The following is a 21,382-nucleotide window of genomic DNA, read 5'->3' as shown; positions in this document are numbered from 1 at the left end:
TGGCTATGGTGTCAGATGAACACGCTCTCGTTGATCCACGCGGCTTGCCACGCGTTTGAAATACGGTTGAACACAAAACGCGCGCCGTACCGTTTCGAGGTAGCGGAGGCCACCGTCACAATTGCCGAACCTCCAGCCCCATCCCTGAACACGACACGACGGTCAGCAGCACCCGGAAGGTTCAAATAGAAATCAAAGTAGTCGCCATCTCGGGCGCCTGTTTTTGACAGGTCCACGTTGACGTCATAAGCACCGGCGCCAACGCCAACAGCAATGCGCCAGTGCTGCGGGCTTGCGCCGGGGGTCAAGGTGTACGTTGTGGTAGAGGTCGGACTCGCACTAACGATTCGGTTGTAGTTCGGGCGCCCGTAATCAATGACGATGCTGTCTTTGAAGGTCGCAATCACATAGGGATTCGACCAGGTAGCGACGATGTTGTGCTGGCCCAGGTACACATCGGCATCCGACGCAGCGGTTTGAAAGACAGTGGTAGAGTAGTCTGAGGTGCCATAGAACCCCGTGCTGTCGAACGAAATGTCAGAGCAGCCGCCCTCAAGCACCACGCCGCGCATGGCGTTGCGTACTTCGTTTGACGAACCGGTCACACCTGATGAGTTCAGGAAGCGATAGGCGGTGCTGTCGTTGGCCCCGGTGACAATGGAGTTCACCACCGTGCTGGTCGTGATACGGCCGCCAAACACAGATTCGAAGTCAAACCCGATCCAGGCCTCATCGAAAAGCACGTCAGAGCGGTACGCCGTGCAATTGACCAGGGAAACATCGGTGCGAAAACCGAGATCGAAGCCTTTGCGCGTGGCGTTGGTATGGCAGTTGAGCAGCCAAACACCGGGGCCGCCAAACGAGGACGACCGCAGATCGTAGCCATCGCGCACACCCACCGCCTCGCAAGCGATGATGTTGATGCCTTCTTGTTGCACGGTCGAGGCTTTGACGCCTGTGTGCACCCCGCCGAAGCGGCAGTGGTCAATTACCGTACCAATCGTTTGGGTCTCAAGCGACACGCCGATGGTCACGAACTGACCCGAAGGGCCGGGGCCTACCGCGAGCGGGTTGTAAGTTCCACTGACGCGCAGTTCTCGAATGGTCGGGTAGTGGGCGTTTTCCAGTTGTACGTACTTCTCAAACCCATACGAGCCAATGGAAAGCTCGTCATCGCCAACGACCAGCACGTTCTCAATGGTGATGGTGCGGTGGGTGTTGTTGGCTGGCGATGAGAACTTGATGCCGTAAGACCCGGCAGAGGGAGCCAGGGTCGGTCGCAGCTTGACGTTCTTGACGGCGGAGGCAGAGAAGGCCGCGCCACTGGAAAAAGCCAGCCAAGAAGCTCCGGTTGCCCGGACCGTGCAGCCGTTGCCGTCGAAAGTCACCCCGCAGGCTGCACTGATAGAGCCGCAGTTGTAGATCTTCCCAGCCTCGCCAACAACCCGACCAAGGCCGGTCGAGGCGGCGTGATTGAGAGCTGCTTGAAAGGCCGCAGTGTCATCCGTCACGCCATCGCCTACCGCACCAAAGTCCTTCACGCTCACGAACTCGCGCAACTTGGTCTGCACCGTGGTGGCGACCGCGCCGGTGCCAGTCGGGGTGTAAGCTACCAACTCAGAGCCACTGCCCGCCGCCTCGCTTGCCAAGTCATCGCGCAGCGTGAAGTCAAAATCATCCGGGTCAATGATCGGAATGCCGACGTACTCCACCGGGCCAGGGAGTTTTGGCGACGTGATGGTCAGGCTGTAGTTCCCGGTTGGGCCGTAGAACGTAAAGGAGCCATTGGCATCAGTCGTCAGAGGATTGGTCGCAGGCGTGATGCCGTTGTCAGAGTAAATGACAGCCGCCGCCCCATCCTTTAGCACAAGCACTTGCGCCCCTGCGATTGCATTACCTTGTCGGTCCTGCACGTTGTTCGTGTAGCTTTGCATAGCACCTCAGAAATGAAAAAACCCGCCGAAGCGGGTTTGGTTTGGGTGGGGGTTTGGTCAATACTTGATGACGGCCAAAAGGGCGACGTTGCGAGGGCGTGTTTCTGTGCCGCCTGATGTAGTGGTGACAACAGTTCCGCCTGCAGCCTCATACGGAGCAATGTTTACTCCGGACGAAACACCTGATCCGGCCACGCGCATATTGGTTATGCCGTGTGCGTGACTTTGAATGTCACCACTCTGGAAGCTTCCGAAAACACGGCCAGGGTCAGCCCCGCGTGCGTCATCCCAGCCCCGGATGAACTCGCCTCGCAGGTCTGGTAGGTTGAAGGTGGTGGAACCGTTCCCCGACCCGTAGGTGGTGCCGATGGCGGCAAATAGCGCAGCGTAGGTCGTGCGGGACACAGCCGCACCGTTTGCCTTTAGCCAGCCAGCCGGGGCGGTGTTGCGGGCGGTGTACTTCACATCGCCAACCTGAGCTTGTCCGGTGAGGTCGCCAGTGCTTGGGTTGTATGCCAGCTTTGCGGTGTCCGTCTTCAGGTTCTCTTGCCCAGCCGTTCCATCTGCGAAGGTCAGGTAGTGCGCTGCGTTCGTCGTGCCGTCATCACTGAGCGCAATGGTGTTCGCCGGGCCAAGCAAAGCGAACGGGAAAGACGAGTTATCAGCCGAGAGAAGGCCGTATGAAACCTGGGTGAGCCCAGAGTCCAAAGTGCCCGAGTCGTTCACCAAAGTTATGGTCGTGACGCCAGCAGCGAAAGTGGACGTGTCGATGGTCGAATAGATCAGGCCAGAGGTGTTCAGGGTTTCCAAACGCCGGCCTACTTGGAAGATGGCGGTTTGGTCACCTACCAAACTGAACGATGTTGCGCTGATGTACGTAGGCGTGAGGCCAGACTGCACCCACTGCGACTGACTCACGGAGGCGTCGTTGATGCCGGCCACGTTGTCGATGGTCCTCAGCACCGCCCCATCGGCGTTCTTGATGATGATCTTGTACGCCACCCCACTGGAGAGCCAGACCGCGTTAGGCGCATACCCCAGCGCGTTCAAGATGATCGGGTTCCCGTTCTGCACCAGACCCGTATCCGAGGTGTAGGTTGCAGCCGGGGTGCTGGACCCTGCAAGGTAGGTCTCAACCTGACCGCCGACCAGCGGATCGCCCGCGCTGTCGAAAATCTGGTCGTTTGCGATGGGGCTTAGGAAAAAGGGCATTTGGAGTGCTCCAAAAGAAAAGGCCCCACCTGTGAGGGTGAGGCCCTAAAATTTCGGGATGAGTTTTGCTCTTGCGGTCTTTATCCGGCCATTCGTTTACTTAGCGGTGGCCGTTCTGATCTGCCTGCCAGCTCGTCTAGCAGTGCAGCGATGGATGCCGGAAGGAAGATGGAAACGTTTACTGCTGAGGCCGATTGGCAGCAAAACCGCCAGTCAGAAGCGCGGGCTGCGTCGCCATACGTAGCAGAGCGTTACCGTTTGCAGCAGGGGCTTGGAAAGTCCTGGCCGTCTGCAAAGCCGCCGCCGTAGCCTGCGGGTCAAGCATCATTTCCGCCAAGCGGCTTTGAATGTTTGGGGTAGCCAATCGCCCAGCGAACTCCACCGGGCGTAACAGCGTGTTCAACACGGTGTTGTCCACAAGCCCCTCGGGAAGACCAGTCGGACCAAGGAACCTGCGAAGCATGTTTTGGCTGACCATGTTCTGAGCGGTGTTTGACCCAACCGCCTTCCCTGCCTCTTGGGCGAACTGTTTCCTAGCCAGATCACGGGCGACACTCTCAAGCGCGTCGATGTCAGCCGTGTTCATCACTTTCTCCAACGGAACATCCATTCCGGTCTGACGACGAACTGAGCTGGTAGCGTCTGACAAAGCTCGCTGGTAGGCGTTCGCCATTTCCTTTGAGTTGTTGCCATATTGGGCCGACACATGCTCATAGCGCCGCAAAAGATCGCGGGCCACATCCATGCTGTTGACCTGTCTTGACATGGCCGCATAGTTCTCGTTTGCAGCCCGGTAGCCTGGAGCGAGGTCATCAAGCGTCGCCATGAGGTCGTCACGGGTCTGCATCAGGGCGCGAAGTTCTTGGCGTCCAATGGATGATCCTGGGCCAGATGCCCGGCTGATCTGATTGTCAAGGGCTTTCTTCAGCCAATCCAACCCCTGCAAAGAGCCGAAGTCATCAATCGCCTGGTCACTCTCTGCTGCCAGCCTACGAGCTACCGCTTGAGCCTCCTGAATAGATGGGCGAGACATAAGGCTTTGCATCTGAGGGGCCAAAGCCTCTGCCATTTGTGGATCAATGCCTTGGTTCAGTGCCCGCGCATAATCCTCGTTCGCAAAGATGCGTCGCCCTTCGCGGATCGCGTTGTAGTAATCATCAGTCCCGGCCACATTGCGAACAGCTTGGTTGCGAGCAGCCTGTTGCGCCATGTAACGCTGCTGTAGCGGGGCGGCCATTTCTGGGTTGTTGAGCATGGTTCGCTCAAGCTGGGCCAAACCCGGATCGCGTGCTACTTGCGCCGCAGTAGGCTGGCTCCCAGGGACAAGAGGGCGCGCAGTCTGAAGATTTCGGATCGCATCATCGGCATTGGTTGCAGAAGCGCGAAGCACGTCGCGAGCGATCCTGTCTTGGCCAGCGCGAGTGAAGGTGTCTCGCACCGCTCCCAAGCCCTCTGCGCCGGCTTTGATGGCTCGCCCTGCCATGATTGCAGCAGGGGCAATAGCACCGCCAATCGCGACGTTTCGCACGGTCTCGCCAGTGCTCTCAGAAGGCTGCAAAAGTCCTGCGCCAGCCCCGATGACAGCAGACCCGGCAATCGTGTTGGCACCTGGGATGAATGCGGTCGGAGCCAGTGCGGCAACATTTCCAAGCACATTGCCCGCGATACCAGCCCCGGTGTTCATCAAAGCCGCGTCACGTTGGCGAGACTCTGCGACGTCTGCGCGATCCACCAAGCCCACCATCTGGCCGGCACCTCGTGCAACGTCCGTCATGGCCTTGCCGACACCAGCAAGAAACTTTTCAGTTCCGCTCATGCCGTTGGTTGGGTCGTAGGTCTTGCGGTCGGCCTCGCGCTGGGCCGCTACGCGTTGCTCTTTTGAGTTTCCGCCTTGGATCACTGCCGCGAGTTGTTCAGCCGTTGCGCCTTCCGGGCCTTCAATGCGGTACTTCTTCCCGTCAGGGCCTTCAAGGGTGTAGATGGGCATGCATCACTCCACAGAAAGAATCTTGAAGCCGCCCTGCGCTGGCGGGGAGGACGAAGCGCCTGGATTGGTAAGCGTAGGCACTGAACGCAGGCCACCCGGGATTTCTGCCGCCATGCCTTGAATGGCGGTCTGACGGTTTCTGGCCTTCTGCTCGATCACGGCCTTGGAGTCGCCGGGCTGCGGGAAATACTGCTTTCGGGCGTTGTCAAACTCGCTGTCGGCAATCACCGCGCCGGATTCGCGACGTAGAACAGCGTTGATGAAGTCTCGCTGCGCTTGCTCCGCCTTCTGCGATTTCTCGCCCAGCAATGCGTTCGCGCCGACTCCCAGCAAACCACCGACCAGCGGTGTTTTTTCTGCTGCCGCCTTGGCACCGATGGCGGCTGGCGAGTAGTCGTTTCCAAGCTCAGACAAGATGCGGTCGGACTCCACCATGCGCGAACCAAAAAGGTTGGCTTTTGCCTGACCTTCGGTAAGGTTCTTGGTCGCTGCCTTGCCTTGCAGTGGCTTGCCATCTGGCCCAATGACAGGCTGAACCGTGCCAGTGCGTGGGTCGGCCAACACATAGCCCTGCTCGGTTTGGATGAACTGTCCCTTTGGCGCGCTTTGGCTGAGTTCCAGCTCCTGACGGCGCAGGCCGAGGTTTGCTTGCGAAACACCCAACTGCCCACGCGAAATGCTGTTCTGCACTTGGTTGTTGCGCTCGGTCTCGGTCTGACGGCGCACATCAAGGTCATAGCCTTTTTGCTTCCACTCTTGGTTCATGCGCTCAAGCGCGGTCATGGACTGGGCTTGGAAGTTCTGAATGATGGCTGGGTCGTACTGAGGCGGGAAACTGGACACATCAATGCCTTGAGCTGCTGCCAGCGATTTGGCTTGGTCGTAGCTGGCTTGGTCTTTGATGCCGCCAGCCAATTGACCAAGGAACGTCAGCTTTTCACGCGCAGACGCCAATCGGGTTTTCTCCATCTCAGCCGCCGACTTGCTTTCCTCCATGCGGCCTTTGCGAAGGTCTCGGGCTTCATTCAGAAAGCCGCCTCGCATGAGGGCGTTTTCCCGATCTTCTGGCTTGGCGTACTCGCTGGAAAGCAAAGAGGTCAGCCGGTTTTGCTTGTCGCGCGCGGTGAGCGCATCTTCCATCTTCAGGCGGTTGAACTGGCCTTCCTGCTGCATGTTCTGCACTTGCAGAATCTTCGCCAGTTGGTTGACCGGGTTCTCAAGCTGCGTCTGAGGCTGGAAGCCCAGCGCAATGCGGGAGTCGATTTGTGCCATGTGCGATCCTCAGTACAGCGAGTAATTGGCCGGCGTGACGTTGAAATTCGTAGTCGGCGTGTAGCCCGCCAGCGACGGGCTAGGCTGCTGGATCATCTGCATCAGTTGGTTGTTCTGGTATGCGTTGATCCCGCTGTTGATGCCTCCGACCAAGGCATTTGCCGCACCTACCTGGCCCGCTGCCGCTGCGTTGCCCGCGCCGATGATGTTGGAGCTGGCGTTGTTGGCGAAGTTGGCCGCCGCGTTGCTCGTCTGGTTGGTCGCACCCATGCCGGTGTTCACCAACCCCGCAAGGCGGTTGTATCGGTTCGTCTGGTCGGCTGTGTATCGCCCGTAGGCGTTGCCGTACTCCTGAGAGGCAACACCCTGCCCGTACTTCTGGATGGCCTTCATCGCCGCACCAGACAGCAAGCCACCACGCGCAGCCGCCGAGCCTTCCAGCGCCCGCATGCCCTCATCCATGCGGAACTGATAGCCCGGATCAGCCTGGAATTGATCCATGCCGAAGTTCTGCATCAGTGAGCCGTTTTCGGCACCACCTTCAGTCAGGCCAAGCAACTGCATCAAGCGGTTGTTTGCAGTGAGCCCAGCTTCACGGAACGGGGCTTGTAGATCGACCTGCTTGTCGAACATCTCCTTCTGCAACTGGGTCGCACGGTCAGCGGCGGCGGCTTGGGTGGCGGCTGCATCGCCTGCGGCATCTCCACCGATGATGCCCCCGATCAGCGGCCCAGCTACAGCGCCGACGACAGAGCCAATGTCGTACAGCACACCACCTGGGCGGCTTCGCTCAAGATAGCCAGACGAGATGAACTCGGAAGCGGTTGGGTCAAAGTCGCGCATGTCGTAGCCTCTTGCACTCGTAGTGAATCAAATGCTCGTCTCGGCGGGTTTCAACAAACCCCAACCGAGTGACGAATCGTTGGCCCGTGGCGTTGTTTGCCCGAACCTTGGTTGTGATGTGGCCGTACTGCTCAAAAAGTGGCCGCGTCAGCCGTTCAATGTCTTGCCTAGTCAGCCATCGTCCAGCGTGAGAGGCTTCGCGCCAGCAGTGGATTTCGTTGCCCTTGGTGCAGAAGAAGCCGACAACCTCTCCTTCCCGGATCACGTCAATGACGGCCCAGCCTTCAGGAAGCAGCTCTCGCATCAGACGACAGCGCCGGACGCATCAACCCAGACCGCAGGCTTTACGCTCTTGACCCACACCGGCTTACCAAGCGTGGAATCGAAGAACATGCGGCCAATCCAAAGACCAGTAGAAGGTCGTTCAGCAGTTGCCCCGCTGGTTTGCAGGCTGTTGGCGATCTGGTTGATTCGGGTTGTCCACTGCGCCCAAGTCGCAGTCGGTCGGCCATCCGGCCCGGTCATGGCGTAGGTGTTTGGGACTGCGAAGCTCATCGCGTGAACCTCCCCCATGCGTGCGTGAACACAACTTTCACCGGGTCAGTCACACGGACTTTGAACACCCAGTCACGCGCACGGCCAAGGCGATTCCACTTCGCCCGCGAAAGGTACTGCCCGACCTTGCCAATTGGGCGGGCCATCTCGTTGCCGTAGGTCTTGCCACCATCGCGGGAGACTTGCAGCATCACTTGCGGGTTCTGCCCTTGGCCCTGCTGAGTCCCAACGCCCGTTTCCATCTCGATCCAGAGTTCGGGCAGGTGCAGGTAATCGCCTGCGCTCTGGTGACGGCTGGTGAACTCACGCGCAATCGCCTGGCCGTCATCGGTGTAGGTGTCTTGGTCGATTCGGTAGACCTTGCCGTTCTCGTAGTCGGTGGCGTAGAAGTTGCCAAGCAACTGCAAGCCGATCTCTGCCCGATGCCGACCGCTGCCGGACTTCCTGCGGTGCCATTCTTTGCTCTGACTGTCGTACTCCCATGTCACGCCCTCAGAGGGAAAATTGACCTGGTAGAACGCGTGGCCGTTGAGCATGTAGGCCAATCCTGTCGCGTTGCTCACATCACCGTACCTGGTGAACTCGGCTTCAACCTGTGGGGTACTGATCGGCACAGCCTGGCCCCCAGCCATCAAGCAGGCTTGTACTTGGCCGAGCCGGTTCTTGCGCAAGAACGCCATCGAGTCGGCGTATTTAACGAGGCTCCACCGAGCAGCAAGGCCCCACTCAACAGCACCTCCGCCGACCTTCGCATACGGGAAGTCAGCAGCGCCAGAGTCGCCCCAAATCTCGGTGGATTTCTCCCCGAAGGTGTAGAGCTGCCCACCATCAGCCATCACCCGAACCAAGTTGTCTGGGTCGCTTTCAGCGGTGGCGAAGTCCAGCGCATCCCAGGATGACCCATCGAGCAGGGCCGAACAAAAGAACTTGCCCGTGTCTGGCTGGCTCACTACAAACCGCTGATTTAGGAATGTGACGGTGGACCCACCTGGGAAGTCAACGTCCGTAATCTTGGCAAACACGCTGGTTGCAATCGTCAGGATGTAGCCGTTTGGGCCATCCACAAGGATGATCTGAGTACCGTTGTCGGCCATGTCCACCCGACCATCCGTGGTGTCGAGCGTCCCCATCTCTGATGTGGTGAAGTCGTTGGCGATCCTCACCAGCTTGTTTCTGATGACCACATACATGTAGCCACCCAACTGATACGCGCCACGCGCCGGGAAGCTGCCGAGGTTCAGAACAGACACCAGCCCAGGGCAGGGGTAGTAGGTGAGGACGTGCTTTTCAGCATCGCTGTTCACCTCTACATAGAGGTTGAGCCGGTCTTGTGCGCTGGCCTTGACCGAGCGGGCCTGATTGCCAAGCCCAAAGAGCGGCACAGGGTTGAGCATCAGAAATACTCCACCTCAGTGGGGCCGGGCTCAGCGGTTTGCGCCGATCCTTTTCGCAAGGTCAGATAGGCGCGTTGACCATCTGACACGATGCGGGCTTGCTTGGACTGCGAAACCTCAAACCACGGCTCAATCTCGTAGGCCATGTAGTCAATCAACGAACGCACCAAGCGGGGCGGAACGTCCATCGGAAGGCCGGGGGACACCGACAGCAACTCGCGCTGGTAGGCCAGGCGCAGGCTCCCAGAGTCAGGAACTGGGTAGAGGATCAGGTTCGCCCCATCGTCAACGACGATTTCTGGGGTTCCTGTTTCGGTCTTGTCTTGCATGCGCTCGTATTCGACGCGCTCGGCAAAGCGCACCGGCCTGCCGTTCCAACTGGCGTAAACGCACACGGCACAATCCGCAGGCTTGGAAGCCAAAGAGCCGGTAAACGCCACGTCCTCAATCTTCACTGCCCACCACAAAAGGCCGTCGATGTGCATCGCCTTCATGGACGCATCAATCAAGGCTTTGGTGTCGGCATAGTCCTCAGCGGACACGCTTTCACCAGCGGACAGGGCGCCGAGCTTTCGCAAGACAAGCTCGACAAACTTCGCGCCCGTCATGTCCGGGATGCCCGAGAGGGTTGGGGTAACAATCGACATTTGCCGTCCCTAAAAAAGAAAGGGAGAGGCCGAGGCCCCTCCCGTTTCATCAGTCAGCCACAGCCGAGAACCAGCCGGTCACGACGCCGTGGTCCTTGTTGGCCGAACCATCGTTCGCGACAGAGGTGTCGAAGATGGCCTTGCCGATGCCGTGCATCATCTGGATGCCAACACCCTGCACGAAACCGTAGTCGCGCACATCGGTGGTGGAGCGCGGACGCTTCGCCATCGCCACACCCAGAGCCTGAGCACCACACAGGAACACCGGACCCACGGCGGTCGGGGCGGCGTTCGCGTTGGTGAAGTTCAGGGTGTCGATTTCCGGCACTTCCACGATGACCACGCCGTCATAGATCAGCGAGCCGCCTTGGAAGATCGGGTTGGCCGACACGTTGCGCTCACGAGCCTCACGGTTCGCTTGCTGCATGGCGCTGTCGTTGGCCAGGTCACGGAAGGCCAGCGAGTTGGCGAAGGCCACGAAGTATTCGCGGTCACCGTTCACGCGGATCGGCTTGATCTTCGGGGTGGCTCGTTGGGCGATTCGCTTCATCAGCGAGACCTTGGAAGCCGTGAAGGTGTCAGCCGCCACGATGGCGTCAATCGCGGTCTTGTGGGTGGCGTTGTAGTTGCTGGTTTTGGCGAACAGCACGCGGTCGGAGTTGCGGGCGGTCCAGGCGTTGCGGGCAGCAGCGTTGGCAGAACCGAAGGCCACACCATCAATCGAGGCCAGGGCCGCGATGATCTGGTTGCGCTTGAGTTCCATCGCCCACAGCTTGAGCATCGACTTGCCAGCGTTGCGCAGGTCAATGGCCGAAAGCTGCTCGTCGTGGCCCGTCACAGCAACGGCGTTGCGGTACGTCTGCACCACTTGGCCGAACTCGCGGGTGTTCATCTTTTCCTCGGCACCCTCCAGCAAGGTATTGCCGGTCACGCCAGCGCCAGAGAGGCGGTTGGCGAGTGCGAAGTAAATGGTGTCGCCACGCGATTTGGTCAGGTTTTCCTTGACCTGGATGACGGAGTTCTCGTCGGTGCCCTCGTAGGGGAAGAAACGAGAGTCGCGGACGTATTCAGCGAAGAACTGATCGTCCCATTGCTTTGGGGTGAGGCCGGTTGCGGCGGTGGTCAGAGCCATGATGATTAGCCTTTCTTGGCGTAGATGTCGTCAAGGGAGGTCGGGCCGGTGTAGACATTCGCGGACGAACGTCCCTGCCCAACAGCACCCGCTAGGGTTTTGGGGAGGCTTTGCGCGGTGGCTTGGAACTTGGCTTGCTGCTCTGCTCGCACTTCGGCTGCGATGCGCTCGCGCAGGGCGTCAATCGACCCCCCGGCGGCTTCCATCTCTCGATGGAACTTCGCGGTCTTGTAGGCAAACTCAGCGGGGTCTTGGGCCTGCTGCAACTGGGCGACCAGGTACGGGTTCTGCTCGGCCAAGCTGGCGAAAACACCCTCCATCTCGTCGTAGTCCGCATGACGCGCACGGGCGGCTGCTTGGGCGGTTTCGATCCGCACCAACTTGACCTGCTCTTGCATTTCCTGACGGACGCGCTCGACGAACGCTTGGGGGTCTTCGTTGAAGCTCGGCTGAGGCTGCTCCCGGACCTTTTGACGCACGGCTGCAATGGCCTGCTCAAGTCCTTTGGCTTTGCGCTCTGCTTCCTCGGCGGCCTTCTTGGCTTTCTCAGCCTCAGCCCGCCAATCGACCTCTGGTGCTTGGGGTTCTGCCTCTGGCGTCGGCGTCACGCTCTGTTCTTCGCCCGTGCTCTGTTGCTCAATCTCTGGCGGCTCGTCGTGCATGTGCTGCACGGCTTGCGCTTCTTGGTCGATGCTTCGAGCTGCGTAGACTTCATCCAAATCACTCATCGGTTTTCCTTTTCGCCCGAACGGTCGGCGGCACCTTTCGCCCGGAATCCCACGGCGGCTGGGCAACAAAAAACCCGCCGAGTTACCTGGGCGGGTTGTTCGTTGGGGTTAACTTGTTCAGTCGGTCGGTTTGCCTGCAATCGGTCTTGCGATTGGCCGCGCAGAAACCTTGGTTGGCTTTGCTCCAGTCACCTTCATGCCTGGAGCTGGAGGCGCGGGAGTCGTGAATGCGGCACTGCTGGACACCAGCGAGTCATTGCCCGCTGCATCCCGGTGCAGGTAGTGGATGTAGTTGCCGGGCGTCGAAGCAGTCAGGCCGGTGACGTTGACCGTCTGGATGCCTGCTGCGGTGACGGCTTGAGACAGGCCCGCCTTGACGGCCACATCCGTAGCGGTCGCGCTGTTGTTGCGCAGGAAATAGAGCGTGCCGGTCGCCTCGTTGGTGGTGACGGTCCCTGCCGCAGTGGTCGCGCTTGATGCGTAGGCGGTCGCAGCAGACAAAACCGGAGGATCGGTGTCTGGCACCTCCCCCGTCTGGTCGTACAGCGTGACGGTGATCGTCTCGGCGGCATTGGCTCCATTCACCTCGGGTTGAATCACCAGCGTGGCAGGCTCAGGGCCGAAGTACGTGAACGTCCCGTCAGGGTTTGCGGTCAGGGTGCCGCCAGAAGGCGTCGGACCGCTGGTGATGGTGTAGCTCAGCCAATCGGTGCTAGTGACGGTTGAGGCGAAGGCGTACAGGAAGCCAGCAGGATTCCCGCCCACTGGGCCGGTGTTCGCCAGGATGTTCGCCGCCGTGTCGCCTGCTCGGTACGTGCTGGTGGTCAGCGAGATAGCCGCGCTCTTGTTGCCTGCTGCGTCGTAGGCCCGGCTCTTGAACTGATACGAGTTGAGAGCCGAGAGCGCAGTGAACTGAAACGTCTTGGTGAGCGACGTGAACGGGTACGAGGCCCCGTCGTCCGAACTCCACTCGTAACCCGCCACGGCCACGTTGTCGGTAGCGTCAGCCGACGCGGTGAGCGTCACCGTCGTGTCGGTCTTGTTGCTCGCGCCGAGCGTCGTTCCACCCGGCCACTCGGGCGACGTCGTGTCCGGCGTCGGCGTTGTGACGCTGCTCGCGCTGGTGATCGGCGTCGAAGTGTTTGGCACCGCGTCGTCTTGCACGACGTGTTCCCAGTAAGTCTGCCCAGCAGTCAGGCCAGTGAAGGAGAACACGCTAGCGTTCGCGCCAACAGCCAGCGTTGCCGTGGCGCTTGCCGAAGCCGCTGCGCCTGTGTGGTTCTGCCCGGCCTTGATCTGCGCGGCACTGGGCGTCGTGCTGCTGGTCGTGAGTACCGCCCATGCTGGGCCTGCTTCGTCGGTCGTGACGCCGCCGGTCGCCGTGGTTGCACCGGTCGCCGTGGCCGTGGCGCTGGTGAGCGTGGGGGCGGTTACGTCGCCGGCTGAGCCGTCATCAGCGACGAAGTTGTCAAAGGTGATGGTGGCGTTTGCTGCGCCGAGAAAGCCAAAGCCCGCGTAATTCCCTGTTGGCAGAGTCGTTGCGGTCCAGTTCGTGGTAGCGATTAGAGACGAGTCAGAGGCGTTGTAGAGATTGGCAGTAACTACTAGGCCTTCAATTTTCACCTCAAGAATAACTGGGTTCACTGGGGCCGTAATGACCGTTGTTGCCCGAGTCGTTGGGTTGTTTGCCGAGTCATAGGTGCGAATAGCCAGCGCAGTTTGCGAAGTGGCGAGACAGGCTACCACCTTCTCTCGGAGCGTTGGCCCAGCCAAGCGAAGGCCGGCAAAAACAATCGGGGTATTGACCCCATTTGGGGCAATCGTGATGCGGGTCACATTGGCCCCAGACAACGATGCCCAGTTGTTTGAGTTGTTTGTCCCTCGCGCTACTTGGTCAGCGCCATTTCCGAGAAAGTTGACTGTGGCTTCACTTTCCCACGCAGCAGATGCAGTACCACCTAGCGCGTTGTTGAGCGTGCGGCCGCCGATGGATGACGTTCCCACGCCGGTAAAGTTGTCTGAAGCAAGAATAGTCATCGTTTACCCCGGGTAGGCAAGAGCCATGGCGTTCTTCGGAAGGTCGGAAAAACTGGTTCCCGCCGCCACAATATTGGCGTCAGCCAAAGCACGCGCCGCGGAGGCCGCCGTTACGCCAACGGCCTCAAGTTGACGCATGCACCCTCGCACGTTTGCCATGTACCCAGACGAGCTGGTCACGTTTTCGTAAGTAAGCCGAGGGGAGAACGACTGAAGCCCCACCCAGGTTTGCGACCAGGTTCCAGTTGTGGATATGGTTTCAGCAGCGCCGCCAGGAGAAGCCGCCAGCTTCCAAGTCGATCCAGTGCTTTCCACGGCGTAGAAGCGCTGATAGTCAACCGCTGATGCGAATGGTTTGGTCGCACCTGACGGCACCATGAAAACGTCGCCATTGGTGACGCTAAACCCGGAGTTCGTGCCCGCCTTTGTGAAAAGCTGCGTTCCGGTATCGAACGAAATTGTGCAATCGAAAACTCGGAACACGCACTCTTCCATGGTGTTGGCGCGGACCTGCGCGTCGCTCCACGGATACATACGGTATGCAAAGCAGGCGGCAATGTCGTAGGTGTCAGTCACGGTCTGCCAATATTTGGCAAACGATTCCAGAACCCCGTCTACACCAGATGGCGAAAGAATGCTCTTTGCGTGGCAAAGTGAGTTCACCAAATACGCATACGTCCACGGGGATTCTTCGTTGCTTGCAATTGCCGGGATCAAGCAGAACAGCCCCGCGTTCTGGTAAGACGTAGGCATCAAAGCACGGTAAGCGTTGAACGCAGCCAAATTGCTTTCGACCACGTCTTTGAAATAGCCCTTCACGTTCGCACCATCTGGGGGAACGTCTGGGCATATTGCTGCGCACTGCGCAATATCCCGTAGCGCCCACGCGGCATCGCGCGTAAGCGCCGGGTAAAACAAGATTCCAGCACCTTTGTAATCGACGCCGTTGATCGTTGCTGTTCTATTGTGAAACTGCCCCGTTCGAGCCGCCCCAACAATCGGCTGCTCAATAGTCCATACCGTTGGCGATCCAATCGGCTGCACCAGAACAGCCTCCGCAGCGTTCTCAATCAGCAGGTCAAGATGCTGGGGTTCGCCGGTGATGAGGTAGGCGTAATAGCATGGGCCTGGCCGGTGGTCTGTCGTTAAGTCCCCGCTCCAGAGATAGCCCTCAACGCCCACGTTCGGCATGTCTCCGTTGTTTGGGACAGCCCAGTACCGCCAATTGGTTTCGACCGGGCCGAGGCCCGTATAGCTTGGCGACACATCGGCGCAAGGTATGATGTTTTTGGTCGCAGCTTTTCGCACTCCAGTGCGCCAACCGCCTACCGCGAGACTTGCCACGCGCACTCGCTGCTCAGAGTCAGCATCCTGCAAAAGCAAATGCTTGACCGCCCAGTCAGGCAAAACCCCAAGTTCGCGGCGCTCTCCCGTGTTACCAATAGGGCGGATCATTCCGCCGCTGCACGACGGGTAGTAGTCGGCGGCTGCTTGTGGGGTGGGGTCCACAGCAAGATCGTATGGGGGGATAATTTTTGTGGCGGTGAAATACGTTTTGTCGAATACCACGCGCACCGAGCAATCGGCCGATGCGCTTCCGCCTGCTTGGAAAAAATCCCATTTCCCAGAGGTGCCGCAGGTATCAATTCGTCCGTAATGAGGCAGGGAAATCGTACTGCCGAGCGTTTCTCCAGATTGAACCCCCTGCATTGCCCTAAAAACCGTTTCTCCAGTTTTCAGTGCGGCAGAGAAAGAGCGCAACGCTGGCGCCGGAGATACAACCTCAGCCCACGGCTGCGCCACCCGACCAAGGTAGCGAATGCCCAGCAAGCCACCGGACGAGTTCTGGGCAATCAGCGCGTAGTGCCAGTTCACGAGCTGGCCGTGGGCGCTGCCTGATTGCTTGAAGTCGCCCAGGATGCGAACCAGCATGCCCGCAGGGCCGTCACCGATGACAACCACCGTGCCGTTGGTGATGGCGTCGTTGAGCGAGGCGGTCCACGTTCCAGTCAGGTTGGTGACTCCTGTCAGCTCGACCTTCAGGTCAGCAGCGGTCAAATCAGACACTGCACGAGCCGAAGCGCCCGGAGCGCTACCGCCGTTCTTGACGGTGATCGCCAGGGTGCCAGAGCCAGGCACAGCAGCCGGCACACGCAGGAACACCCCGCACCACTTCATTGAGCCATCAGGCCACGAGGTGACGCTGTGAATCGTCGCCGGCACAGGCGTGTCGTCAGCCAGGAAGAACGCCGGGTACTGACCCGCAGGCACGTCGCCTTGCTTCAGTGGCAGGCCAAACATCGGCGACACAAACCCCGCGCTCTGCTCGGTCGCTGACGTGTTCGCCAGCGTGATCGTCGTCAGCGCAGTCCCGCCCGATGGCGTGGGCAGGCCGCCGTATATGACCGTGCCGGGCGTGCCGGGGTAAGCGACGATGGCCACTTATCACGTCTCCGAGTAAGCGCCAACAGACACCGAATCAGCCAAGGCGCTACGAACCACTCGGTAGGTGCCAGGACCGGACAGGATCAAAGCGGGGTCTTCTGCGGTCAGCTCACCGATCTGCATGTCAAGGCCCGGGGTATCCATCATCACGCGCAGCGACACGCCGCGAGGGATACCAGCCGCCGAGTAGATGCCGACCGAGACAACGCTGCCAGCGGCCACCACAACATCAGATGAGGTCGCAGCAGCGCTGCCAGTGGCAAGAATGGTGTTCTGAGCCATCAGAGAACTCCTTGGGGGTTGAGGGCTTGCAGCACAAGCTGGGCCGCGAGTTGGGCCACCTGCTGCGGGTCAATGGCCGGGCCTAGCGCCTGCATGCGGGCGGTTTCGGCGGCGTATTGCTTCGTTTCCGAGTCTTGGGCTTTGATGCTGACCTCTGCGGCCTTAAGGCCCATTTCGGCCTTCATCTGCTCGTTCTCTTGGGTTACACCCTCAAGGGCCTGGGCGAGCTGCTGAATCTGTTGCTGGAGCTGCATCACCTGCTGGCTCTGTCCATCCTCAGACTCGCCGCGCATCATCTTCAGAATCTTGTCTTTGTTCCGCAGCGACGAGGCTTCGATGATTGCCTGGGGAGGGATCGGCATGCCGTTTTTGGCGAGGCTTGAAAGTTCGGCGAACTGCTCGGACTGAAGGGCCGCAAAGTCGGGCACTTCGTCCAAGATCACGTCCACATCCATCTGCGCCGGGACGTTCTTTGTCCCGACAACCACCTGCATCTGCGGGTCGGCTTGAATCTGCGCCATCGTTTGAGGATCGGGCTGCTGGCCGGATTGCTTGATGCGCTCCAAGACCTTTTCGCCCATCGTTACCGGCTTGTTCAGGCCAACGAACTTGATGTTCTGCTCGTTGTCGGTCACACGCACCCACTTTTCAGCCGTCCAGTACTGGCGGATGCGATTCCAGATCGCCCGGTACACGCGGTTCTTGAAGTGCGCGTGAGCATCAAGGATCGGGCGCACCTCAGCGGTGCCAGCATTTGCCCTAGCCTCCAAAGCCCGACCGGACATTGAGCGCGATTCGGTGCCAGCCAGAGCCGCATTCACACCCACCGCGTCAATCTCTGCCTTGGCCTCGGCCAGCAAGTTGAATTGCGCCTGCGCCATGTCTCCAGTTTGGAGAAGCTGAACGCCGTTCTCGATGGTTTCCTCAACCACCCCGTCAGGCTTGGCAAGTTCTTCCTTTAGGCGAACTACAGATTCAACGGACCCTTTCCGGACCTTGACCTGGCGCACGCTCATTAAGTGCAAAGCCTTGGAGCGTCGCTTGTTGATCTCGTCCTGTTGGCTCAACCAGTCCTTGACCGGCCCGTAGCGGTTGCCGTCGCGGTCCACGTAGACCGACTGGTAGATGTACAGCGGCTCGTTGTTGCCGTCCTCATCCACAAACGGGACTTCAATCGGCTCCTGCACGAAGCCACCACGCACAAAGATGGTGTGCATCCAGCGGCCACCCTTGCGGAAACACATGGAGATCAGGCACACCCGCTGGCGCTTCGCATCGGCCCAGCGGTATTGCGGTTTGTCGTTGTAGGTCTCGCCAGTCTTTGCGCCAAACTTGTCCATCGTGGCGCTGATGACGTTCTCAGCGTTGGGATACTCGGCAATCGCGTCCTCAAGGTCAAGCCAAACCACCTCACCGAGGTACTTGGCATCGCTGAAAGACCGCTCCCGGCTGTGCGGGTCGAAGAACTGGCGGTCCCAGTGAATCTGCCTCAGGGTGATGAGGAAATCCTGCGACTTCGGGTCTGGCTGGACGTTGATTTCCAGCGCCTCAGTGCCCTCAATGCACAGGTTGTCGAAGCACTCAGAGAAGATGTTGTCGGCGTCGTTGTCGTCCAGCACGAAACGAATCGAATCCTGGCAGGCTTCCGCAGCCTCATCGTCGAAACCCTGATTCCGGGGCAACGCCTTTGGGTTGGTGCGGCTCTGCGACTCCATCCCCTTCAGCGTGTTGATCTTCGGCTTGATGCGGTTGGACACGATGATGGGCTGCTTGCGCTTCTTCAGCGTCGCCACTTCCTCATCGGTGTACTGCTTGCCGTCGTAGTAGTCCCGGCACTTTTCGGACGTGACTCGGGCATCTCGCGTGGAGTCCTCGGCGGCCTCGAACCACTGCACCAGCTTTGTCAGCTCGGTCTCCGTGGTTGTGAGTTGCTTCAAGTCGTCTTCCATGAGTCGTCGTCCGAGTCGGAGTTAAAAGCACGTTCCCACCTGTCGATGGGCTGCTTTGGTTTCGGTGCTGACTTCGTGCTGAGCTGGTCCAACATCCGGCCAAACAGGCTCAGAACGTCCACCGCGTCATCGTTCACACCTACCGGGAACGTGAGCATTTCGCGCTCAAGGTCTGCCAACCAAGGCGCATGCTTTGGCAGGTAGAACTTCCCTTGGGCAATCCGCCCACGAATGGCCTGCGCTCGGCTGGCCTTGTCTGTCAGGCTGGTGAACTGCTCACGCGCCACGTAAACACCGCGCTCTTGGCTGCGCTTGTTGATGAACGGGTCCAGGCTCTTGATGATCTGGCCCTGCTCCTCTGCCCACTGAATCGGCTTCCACCGCTGCACCAGGTCAAGGAACGCGTCAATCCAAACGTCCGAGGTCGTCTGCTGCCGCCATAGGTCCAACAAATAGACGTCCTCGTTTTGGTCCACACCAAACACGCCGTGAACCGTGAAGTCCCCACCCTTCGCTGTCACCGCGTAGTCGCTGGCTCCGTAGATTTGCAGGTACTGCGGCGCGGTGTCGTAGTAGCGAAACCACTCTTTCTTGAAGTAGTCGCCGCTGTCTGGTGTCGGGTTCTGCTGGTAGAGCGCGTTCCATGATCGGGTGTCGCGCTTTGCGGTTTCCACCATCTCATCAGTGAACCAGTCAGGCCAAAGCAACTCACCAGGCAGCCGGCCTAATGGGTCATTGGCTCCAGCCTCCATCGGAAGCTCCAACAGCGTCCACTTCTCACGCTCACGGGCCAGAATCCGGCCCCCTAGGTCATCCTCGTGCCAACGGGTCATCACGATGATCTGCCGCGCCCCAGGCTTCAAGCGGGTCAGCAGGTCGTTCACATACCAGTCCCACGCCTTATCCCGGCTGCGCTGGCTGTCTGCATCCTCCCGGCTTTTTACCGGGTCGTCGATCAACGCAAGGTCTGCACGGCGGCCAGTGATCGAACCGCCAACACCAGCCGCGAAGTATTCGCCGCCCTGCTCGTTGTCCCACCGACCAGCAGAGGTTGAGTCGGCAGACAAACCGTAGCCGTACACACTGCGGAACTCTTGGCTCCCAACGATGTTGCGAACCCTGCGGCCAAACCGCTCAGCAAGCTCTTGTGTGTGACTGGCCGCGATGATGTTGAGCTTCGGGTTCCGGCCCATGAACCAAGGCGGGAACTCAACGCTCGTATAGGTCGATTTCGCAGAGCCTGGCGGCATGCAAACCATCAGGCGCGTGATTTCCCCACGCTCCACCGCTTCAAGGTGGTCAATCAACAGTCGGTGGTGACGTGCCGGCTTGTATCCAGCGTCCCGGTAGTCGATCCACTTCGCCATTGCCACCCGGGCGGCACGGCGAGCCAGCAGCTCAGCCGCCGCTTCCTGCCGCGATAGCCTCAAGCTCTGCATCTGTCAGCGCCTTGGCAATGCCAATCGAGCCGCTGTGTTCCGTTTGAATCTTGTCCCCGTACTTCTTCGGGGCCAGCTTTGCCGCATACCACTTGCGAGCATCCACGCGAAGCCGATTTCTCGCCACGGCAGTGGGGCTCACATCCAGCCGGACTTCCTCGCCTTGGTAGGTGGCTTGAATCTCCAGCTCGTCGGAAATGTCCACGATGCTTTCAGCGTACAAATCAGCCTGCTGTTCGCGCGCGTACGCGTACTTGGTCGCGAAATCTTCCCGGCTTGCAAGCCAACGAAAGACTGTCGCCCGGTCAGGCATGTCCTCATCGCGGCAAATTGATCTGAGGCTTTGCCCATCTGCAATGCGGCTACAGATCAGATCAGCTAAGGCTTCGGAGTAGTCGCTTGGCCTGCTCATATCGAAGCCCATTCACTGTAGAACTGAGGGAAGCGCACCGCAGCGCGACGCATCTTTTCTTTCGTCGCCTCAGAAACAACCCCGTCCTTCAATGCGCTTCCAAGGGAACGCTTCAGTTCCCACATTCGCTTTCTCACTGGATTTGTATGTATCGCGTGAGCTGTTTTTTTCCCGTTGCTGGCCCTGACTTCAGTGGGGCAATGAGGCTCATCACCACCATCCGCGACATTCAGCAAGCCGCCGTTCGCCCTGTACTCAGAAATCCACCTCTTCTCCGCAGCCTTCCAGACCTTGGCATCCACCCACTCCAAGACAACCAACGTCGGCACAAAGCCATTCCTCAAGCATTTTTGAACCCAGTTCACCTTTGGGGTGTTGCCGCGTTTTTCTCGCAAATGCTGTTGGTAACGCTTCTTTGGGTCTACCGCCTTGCCTATGTACTTCACACTTCCGTCAGTGGGACAGCAAAGGGCGTAGACGGCTACTTGAGGTGTGTAGGTCGATTCCTGCATGGTGGTTCCTCCCGGCGTCGGAGAAATGAGACTGCGCCCGGTGTGTGTTGAAGGGGTGGGCACCATCCGTCACAGGGTTTCGTTTGGCCCTGCTGGTGCCCGGGTTCGCTCTGCCGCTTATCCATCCGAGCGAGGGATGGGGAGATTCCCCGACATTTCCCCGTGTCGGGCCACATTTCGGCAATGCGTCTGTCCGGGGGCGAAGGGTTCCGGGCGCTGTCCCTCTTGCTAGGTAGCTGATGAGGTATGTCGGACAGGCCCGAGAACATTGGCGGCCTGATGCGCCCTCTTTAGGGTCACTTCATGCAGGCCAAAAACGACGAAACCCGCACTCGGCGGGCTTCTGGTGTATCTGCCGGTTACGAATTCCGGCTCTGGCATTTCGCTCCAGACGCTTGCATAGGGCGCTGTATGGCGTTGATGGTGCCGGTTGGCCTTTTAAACCTAGCACCGTTTCCGGTACGGCGCGGCACCATCACATCAGCGGGCCGGGCTACCTTCACCGCGTCCTATGCGCTGTTCTCGCCCGGGGGTACCGGGGTCATCGGGGCTCGTCCAGTGGGGCAGAGGCCGTGGCCTCGCCAGATCCAGTCATTCGGCCC

The 21,382-nt window shown here is 59.5% G+C and carries 18 protein-coding genes; all 18 read right to left on the bottom strand.

From position 1 onward, the window contains the following. Window positions 1-11: 11 nt before the first annotated feature. A complete protein-coding gene (locus tag ACE3RQ_RS04675) occupies window positions 12-1,934 on the bottom strand; it encodes a glycosyl hydrolase family 28-related protein (protein WP_374520396.1) in 1,923 nt (640 codons plus the stop codon). Between the two features lie 57 nt (window positions 1,935-1,991). Further along, on the bottom strand, window positions 1,992-3,146 hold the full coding sequence (locus ACE3RQ_RS04670; protein WP_374520394.1) for a phage tail protein: 1,155 nt from the start codon (window positions 3,144-3,146) through the stop codon (window positions 1,992-1,994). 178 nt (window positions 3,147-3,324) lie between these two features. Then, complete coding sequence (locus tag ACE3RQ_RS04665; RefSeq protein ID WP_374520392.1) at window positions 3,325-5,133, bottom strand: hypothetical protein; 1,809 nt, start codon at window positions 5,131-5,133, stop codon at window positions 3,325-3,327. Between the two features lie 3 nt (window positions 5,134-5,136). Further along, the gene (locus tag ACE3RQ_RS04660) at window positions 5,137-6,405 is read right to left on the bottom strand and encodes a hypothetical protein (protein WP_374520391.1); all 1,269 of its coding nucleotides are present in this window, start codon (window positions 6,403-6,405) and stop codon (window positions 5,137-5,139) included. Between the two features lie 9 nt (window positions 6,406-6,414). After that, entirely contained in the window at window positions 6,415-7,248 is an 834-nt protein-coding gene (locus tag ACE3RQ_RS04655) for a hypothetical protein (protein WP_374520389.1), read from the bottom strand. Further along, window positions 7,235-7,552, bottom strand: a complete 318-nt coding sequence (locus ACE3RQ_RS04650; RefSeq protein ID WP_374520387.1) for a hypothetical protein — start codon at window positions 7,550-7,552, stop codon at window positions 7,235-7,237. The genes ACE3RQ_RS04655 and ACE3RQ_RS04650 overlap by 14 nt, the downstream gene beginning before the upstream one ends. Then, a complete protein-coding gene (locus ACE3RQ_RS04645; protein ID WP_374520385.1) occupies window positions 7,552-7,803 on the bottom strand; it encodes a hypothetical protein in 252 nt (83 codons plus the stop codon). Before ACE3RQ_RS04645 ends, ACE3RQ_RS04650 begins: the two co-directional genes overlap by 1 nt. After that, window positions 7,800-9,197 (bottom strand): packaged DNA stabilization protein, encoded by a 1,398-nt coding sequence (locus tag ACE3RQ_RS04640; protein ID WP_374520383.1) that lies wholly within the window; start codon window positions 9,195-9,197, stop codon window positions 7,800-7,802. The genes ACE3RQ_RS04645 and ACE3RQ_RS04640 overlap by 4 nt, the downstream gene beginning before the upstream one ends. Beyond that, window positions 9,197-9,844, bottom strand: coding sequence for a hypothetical protein (locus tag ACE3RQ_RS04635; protein ID WP_374520382.1), 648 nt, complete (start codon window positions 9,842-9,844; stop codon window positions 9,197-9,199). The genes ACE3RQ_RS04640 and ACE3RQ_RS04635 overlap by 1 nt, the downstream gene beginning before the upstream one ends. 49 nt (window positions 9,845-9,893) lie before the next feature. Next, complete coding sequence (locus ACE3RQ_RS04630; RefSeq protein ID WP_374520380.1) at window positions 9,894-10,976, bottom strand: DUF4043 family protein; 1,083 nt, start codon at window positions 10,974-10,976, stop codon at window positions 9,894-9,896. 5 nt (window positions 10,977-10,981) lie between these two features. After that, window positions 10,982-11,704: a hypothetical protein gene (locus tag ACE3RQ_RS04625; RefSeq protein ID WP_374520378.1), complete on the bottom strand. Its 723-nt coding sequence runs from the start codon at window positions 11,702-11,704 to the stop codon at window positions 10,982-10,984. A 117-nt stretch (window positions 11,705-11,821) separates the two neighbouring features. Further along, the gene (locus ACE3RQ_RS04620) at window positions 11,822-13,741 is read right to left on the bottom strand and encodes a hypothetical protein (protein ID WP_374520376.1); all 1,920 of its coding nucleotides are present in this window, start codon (window positions 13,739-13,741) and stop codon (window positions 11,822-11,824) included. A gap of 3 nt (window positions 13,742-13,744) precedes the next feature. Further along, window positions 13,745-16,183, bottom strand: coding sequence for a hypothetical protein (locus ACE3RQ_RS04615; protein ID WP_374520374.1), 2,439 nt, complete (start codon window positions 16,181-16,183; stop codon window positions 13,745-13,747). A gap of 3 nt (window positions 16,184-16,186) precedes the next feature. Then, window positions 16,187-16,468 carry a hypothetical protein gene (locus tag ACE3RQ_RS04610; protein ID WP_374520372.1) on the bottom strand — a complete coding sequence of 94 codons (282 nt, stop codon included), beginning with the start codon at window positions 16,466-16,468 and terminating at the stop codon, window positions 16,187-16,189. Then, window positions 16,468-18,417, bottom strand: a complete 1,950-nt coding sequence (locus ACE3RQ_RS04605) for a hypothetical protein (protein ID WP_374520371.1) — start codon at window positions 18,415-18,417, stop codon at window positions 16,468-16,470. Before ACE3RQ_RS04605 ends, ACE3RQ_RS04610 begins: the two co-directional genes overlap by 1 nt. Next, window positions 18,402-19,856, bottom strand: coding sequence for a phage terminase large subunit (gene terL / locus ACE3RQ_RS04600; protein WP_374520369.1), 1,455 nt, complete (start codon window positions 19,854-19,856; stop codon window positions 18,402-18,404). Before terL ends, ACE3RQ_RS04605 begins: the two co-directional genes overlap by 16 nt. Continuing rightward, window positions 19,816-20,280 carry a terminase small subunit protein gene (locus ACE3RQ_RS04595; RefSeq protein ID WP_374520368.1) on the bottom strand — a complete coding sequence of 155 codons (465 nt, stop codon included), beginning with the start codon at window positions 20,278-20,280 and terminating at the stop codon, window positions 19,816-19,818. The genes terL and ACE3RQ_RS04595 overlap by 41 nt, the downstream gene beginning before the upstream one ends. Continuing rightward, window positions 20,265-20,780, bottom strand: coding sequence for a GIY-YIG nuclease family protein (locus tag ACE3RQ_RS04590; protein WP_374520366.1), 516 nt, complete (start codon window positions 20,778-20,780; stop codon window positions 20,265-20,267). Before ACE3RQ_RS04590 ends, ACE3RQ_RS04595 begins: the two co-directional genes overlap by 16 nt. Between the last annotated feature and the right edge of the window lie 602 nt (window positions 20,781-21,382).

Origin of the sequence: Hydrogenophaga sp., from assembly GCF_041913525.1 — a bacterium.
GTDB lineage: Bacteria > Pseudomonadota > Gammaproteobacteria > Burkholderiales > Burkholderiaceae_C > Hydrogenophaga.
The sequence above is the reverse complement of the archived record's forward strand: the minus strand, read 5'-3'. Positions and strand labels throughout refer to the sequence as shown.

Excerpts from the sequence above, each read along its gene's own strand:
- ACE3RQ_RS04675 (WP_374520396.1), bottom strand. The coding sequence starts at position 1,934 with ATGCAAAGCTACACGAACAACGTGCAGGACCGACAAGGTAATGCAATC.
- ACE3RQ_RS04670 (WP_374520394.1), bottom strand. The coding sequence starts at position 3,146 with ATGCCCTTTTTCCTAAGCCCCATCGCAAACGACCAGATTTTCGACAGC.
- ACE3RQ_RS04665 (WP_374520392.1), bottom strand. The coding sequence starts at position 5,133 with ATGCCCATCTACACCCTTGAAGGCCCTGACGGGAAGAAGTACCGCATT.
- ACE3RQ_RS04660 (WP_374520391.1), bottom strand. The coding sequence starts at position 6,405 with ATGGCACAAATCGACTCCCGCATTGCGCTGGGCTTCCAGCCTCAGACG.
- ACE3RQ_RS04655 (WP_374520389.1), bottom strand. The coding sequence starts at position 7,248 with ATGCGCGACTTTGACCCAACCGCTTCCGAGTTCATCTCGTCTGGCTAT.
- ACE3RQ_RS04650 (WP_374520387.1), bottom strand. The coding sequence starts at position 7,552 with ATGCGAGAGCTGCTTCCTGAAGGCTGGGCCGTCATTGACGTGATCCGG.
- ACE3RQ_RS04645 (WP_374520385.1), bottom strand. The coding sequence starts at position 7,803 with ATGAGCTTCGCAGTCCCAAACACCTACGCCATGACCGGGCCGGATGGC.
- ACE3RQ_RS04640 (WP_374520383.1), bottom strand. The coding sequence starts at position 9,197 with ATGCTCAACCCTGTGCCGCTCTTTGGGCTTGGCAATCAGGCCCGCTCG.
- ACE3RQ_RS04635 (WP_374520382.1), bottom strand. The coding sequence starts at position 9,844 with ATGTCGATTGTTACCCCAACCCTCTCGGGCATCCCGGACATGACGGGC.
- ACE3RQ_RS04630 (WP_374520380.1), bottom strand. The coding sequence starts at position 10,976 with ATGGCTCTGACCACCGCCGCAACCGGCCTCACCCCAAAGCAATGGGAC.
- ACE3RQ_RS04625 (WP_374520378.1), bottom strand. The coding sequence starts at position 11,704 with ATGAGTGATTTGGATGAAGTCTACGCAGCTCGAAGCATCGACCAAGAA.
- ACE3RQ_RS04620 (WP_374520376.1), bottom strand. The coding sequence starts at position 13,741 with ATGACTATTCTTGCTTCAGACAACTTTACCGGCGTGGGAACGTCATCC.
- ACE3RQ_RS04610 (WP_374520372.1), bottom strand. The coding sequence starts at position 16,468 with ATGGCTCAGAACACCATTCTTGCCACTGGCAGCGCTGCTGCGACCTCA.
- ACE3RQ_RS04605 (WP_374520371.1), bottom strand. The coding sequence starts at position 18,417 with ATGGAAGACGACTTGAAGCAACTCACAACCACGGAGACCGAGCTGACA.
- terL (WP_374520369.1), bottom strand. The coding sequence starts at position 19,856 with ATGCAGAGCTTGAGGCTATCGCGGCAGGAAGCGGCGGCTGAGCTGCTG.
- ACE3RQ_RS04595 (WP_374520368.1), bottom strand. The coding sequence starts at position 20,280 with ATGGGCTTCGATATGAGCAGGCCAAGCGACTACTCCGAAGCCTTAGCT.
- ACE3RQ_RS04590 (WP_374520366.1), bottom strand. The coding sequence starts at position 20,780 with ATGCAGGAATCGACCTACACACCTCAAGTAGCCGTCTACGCCCTTTGC.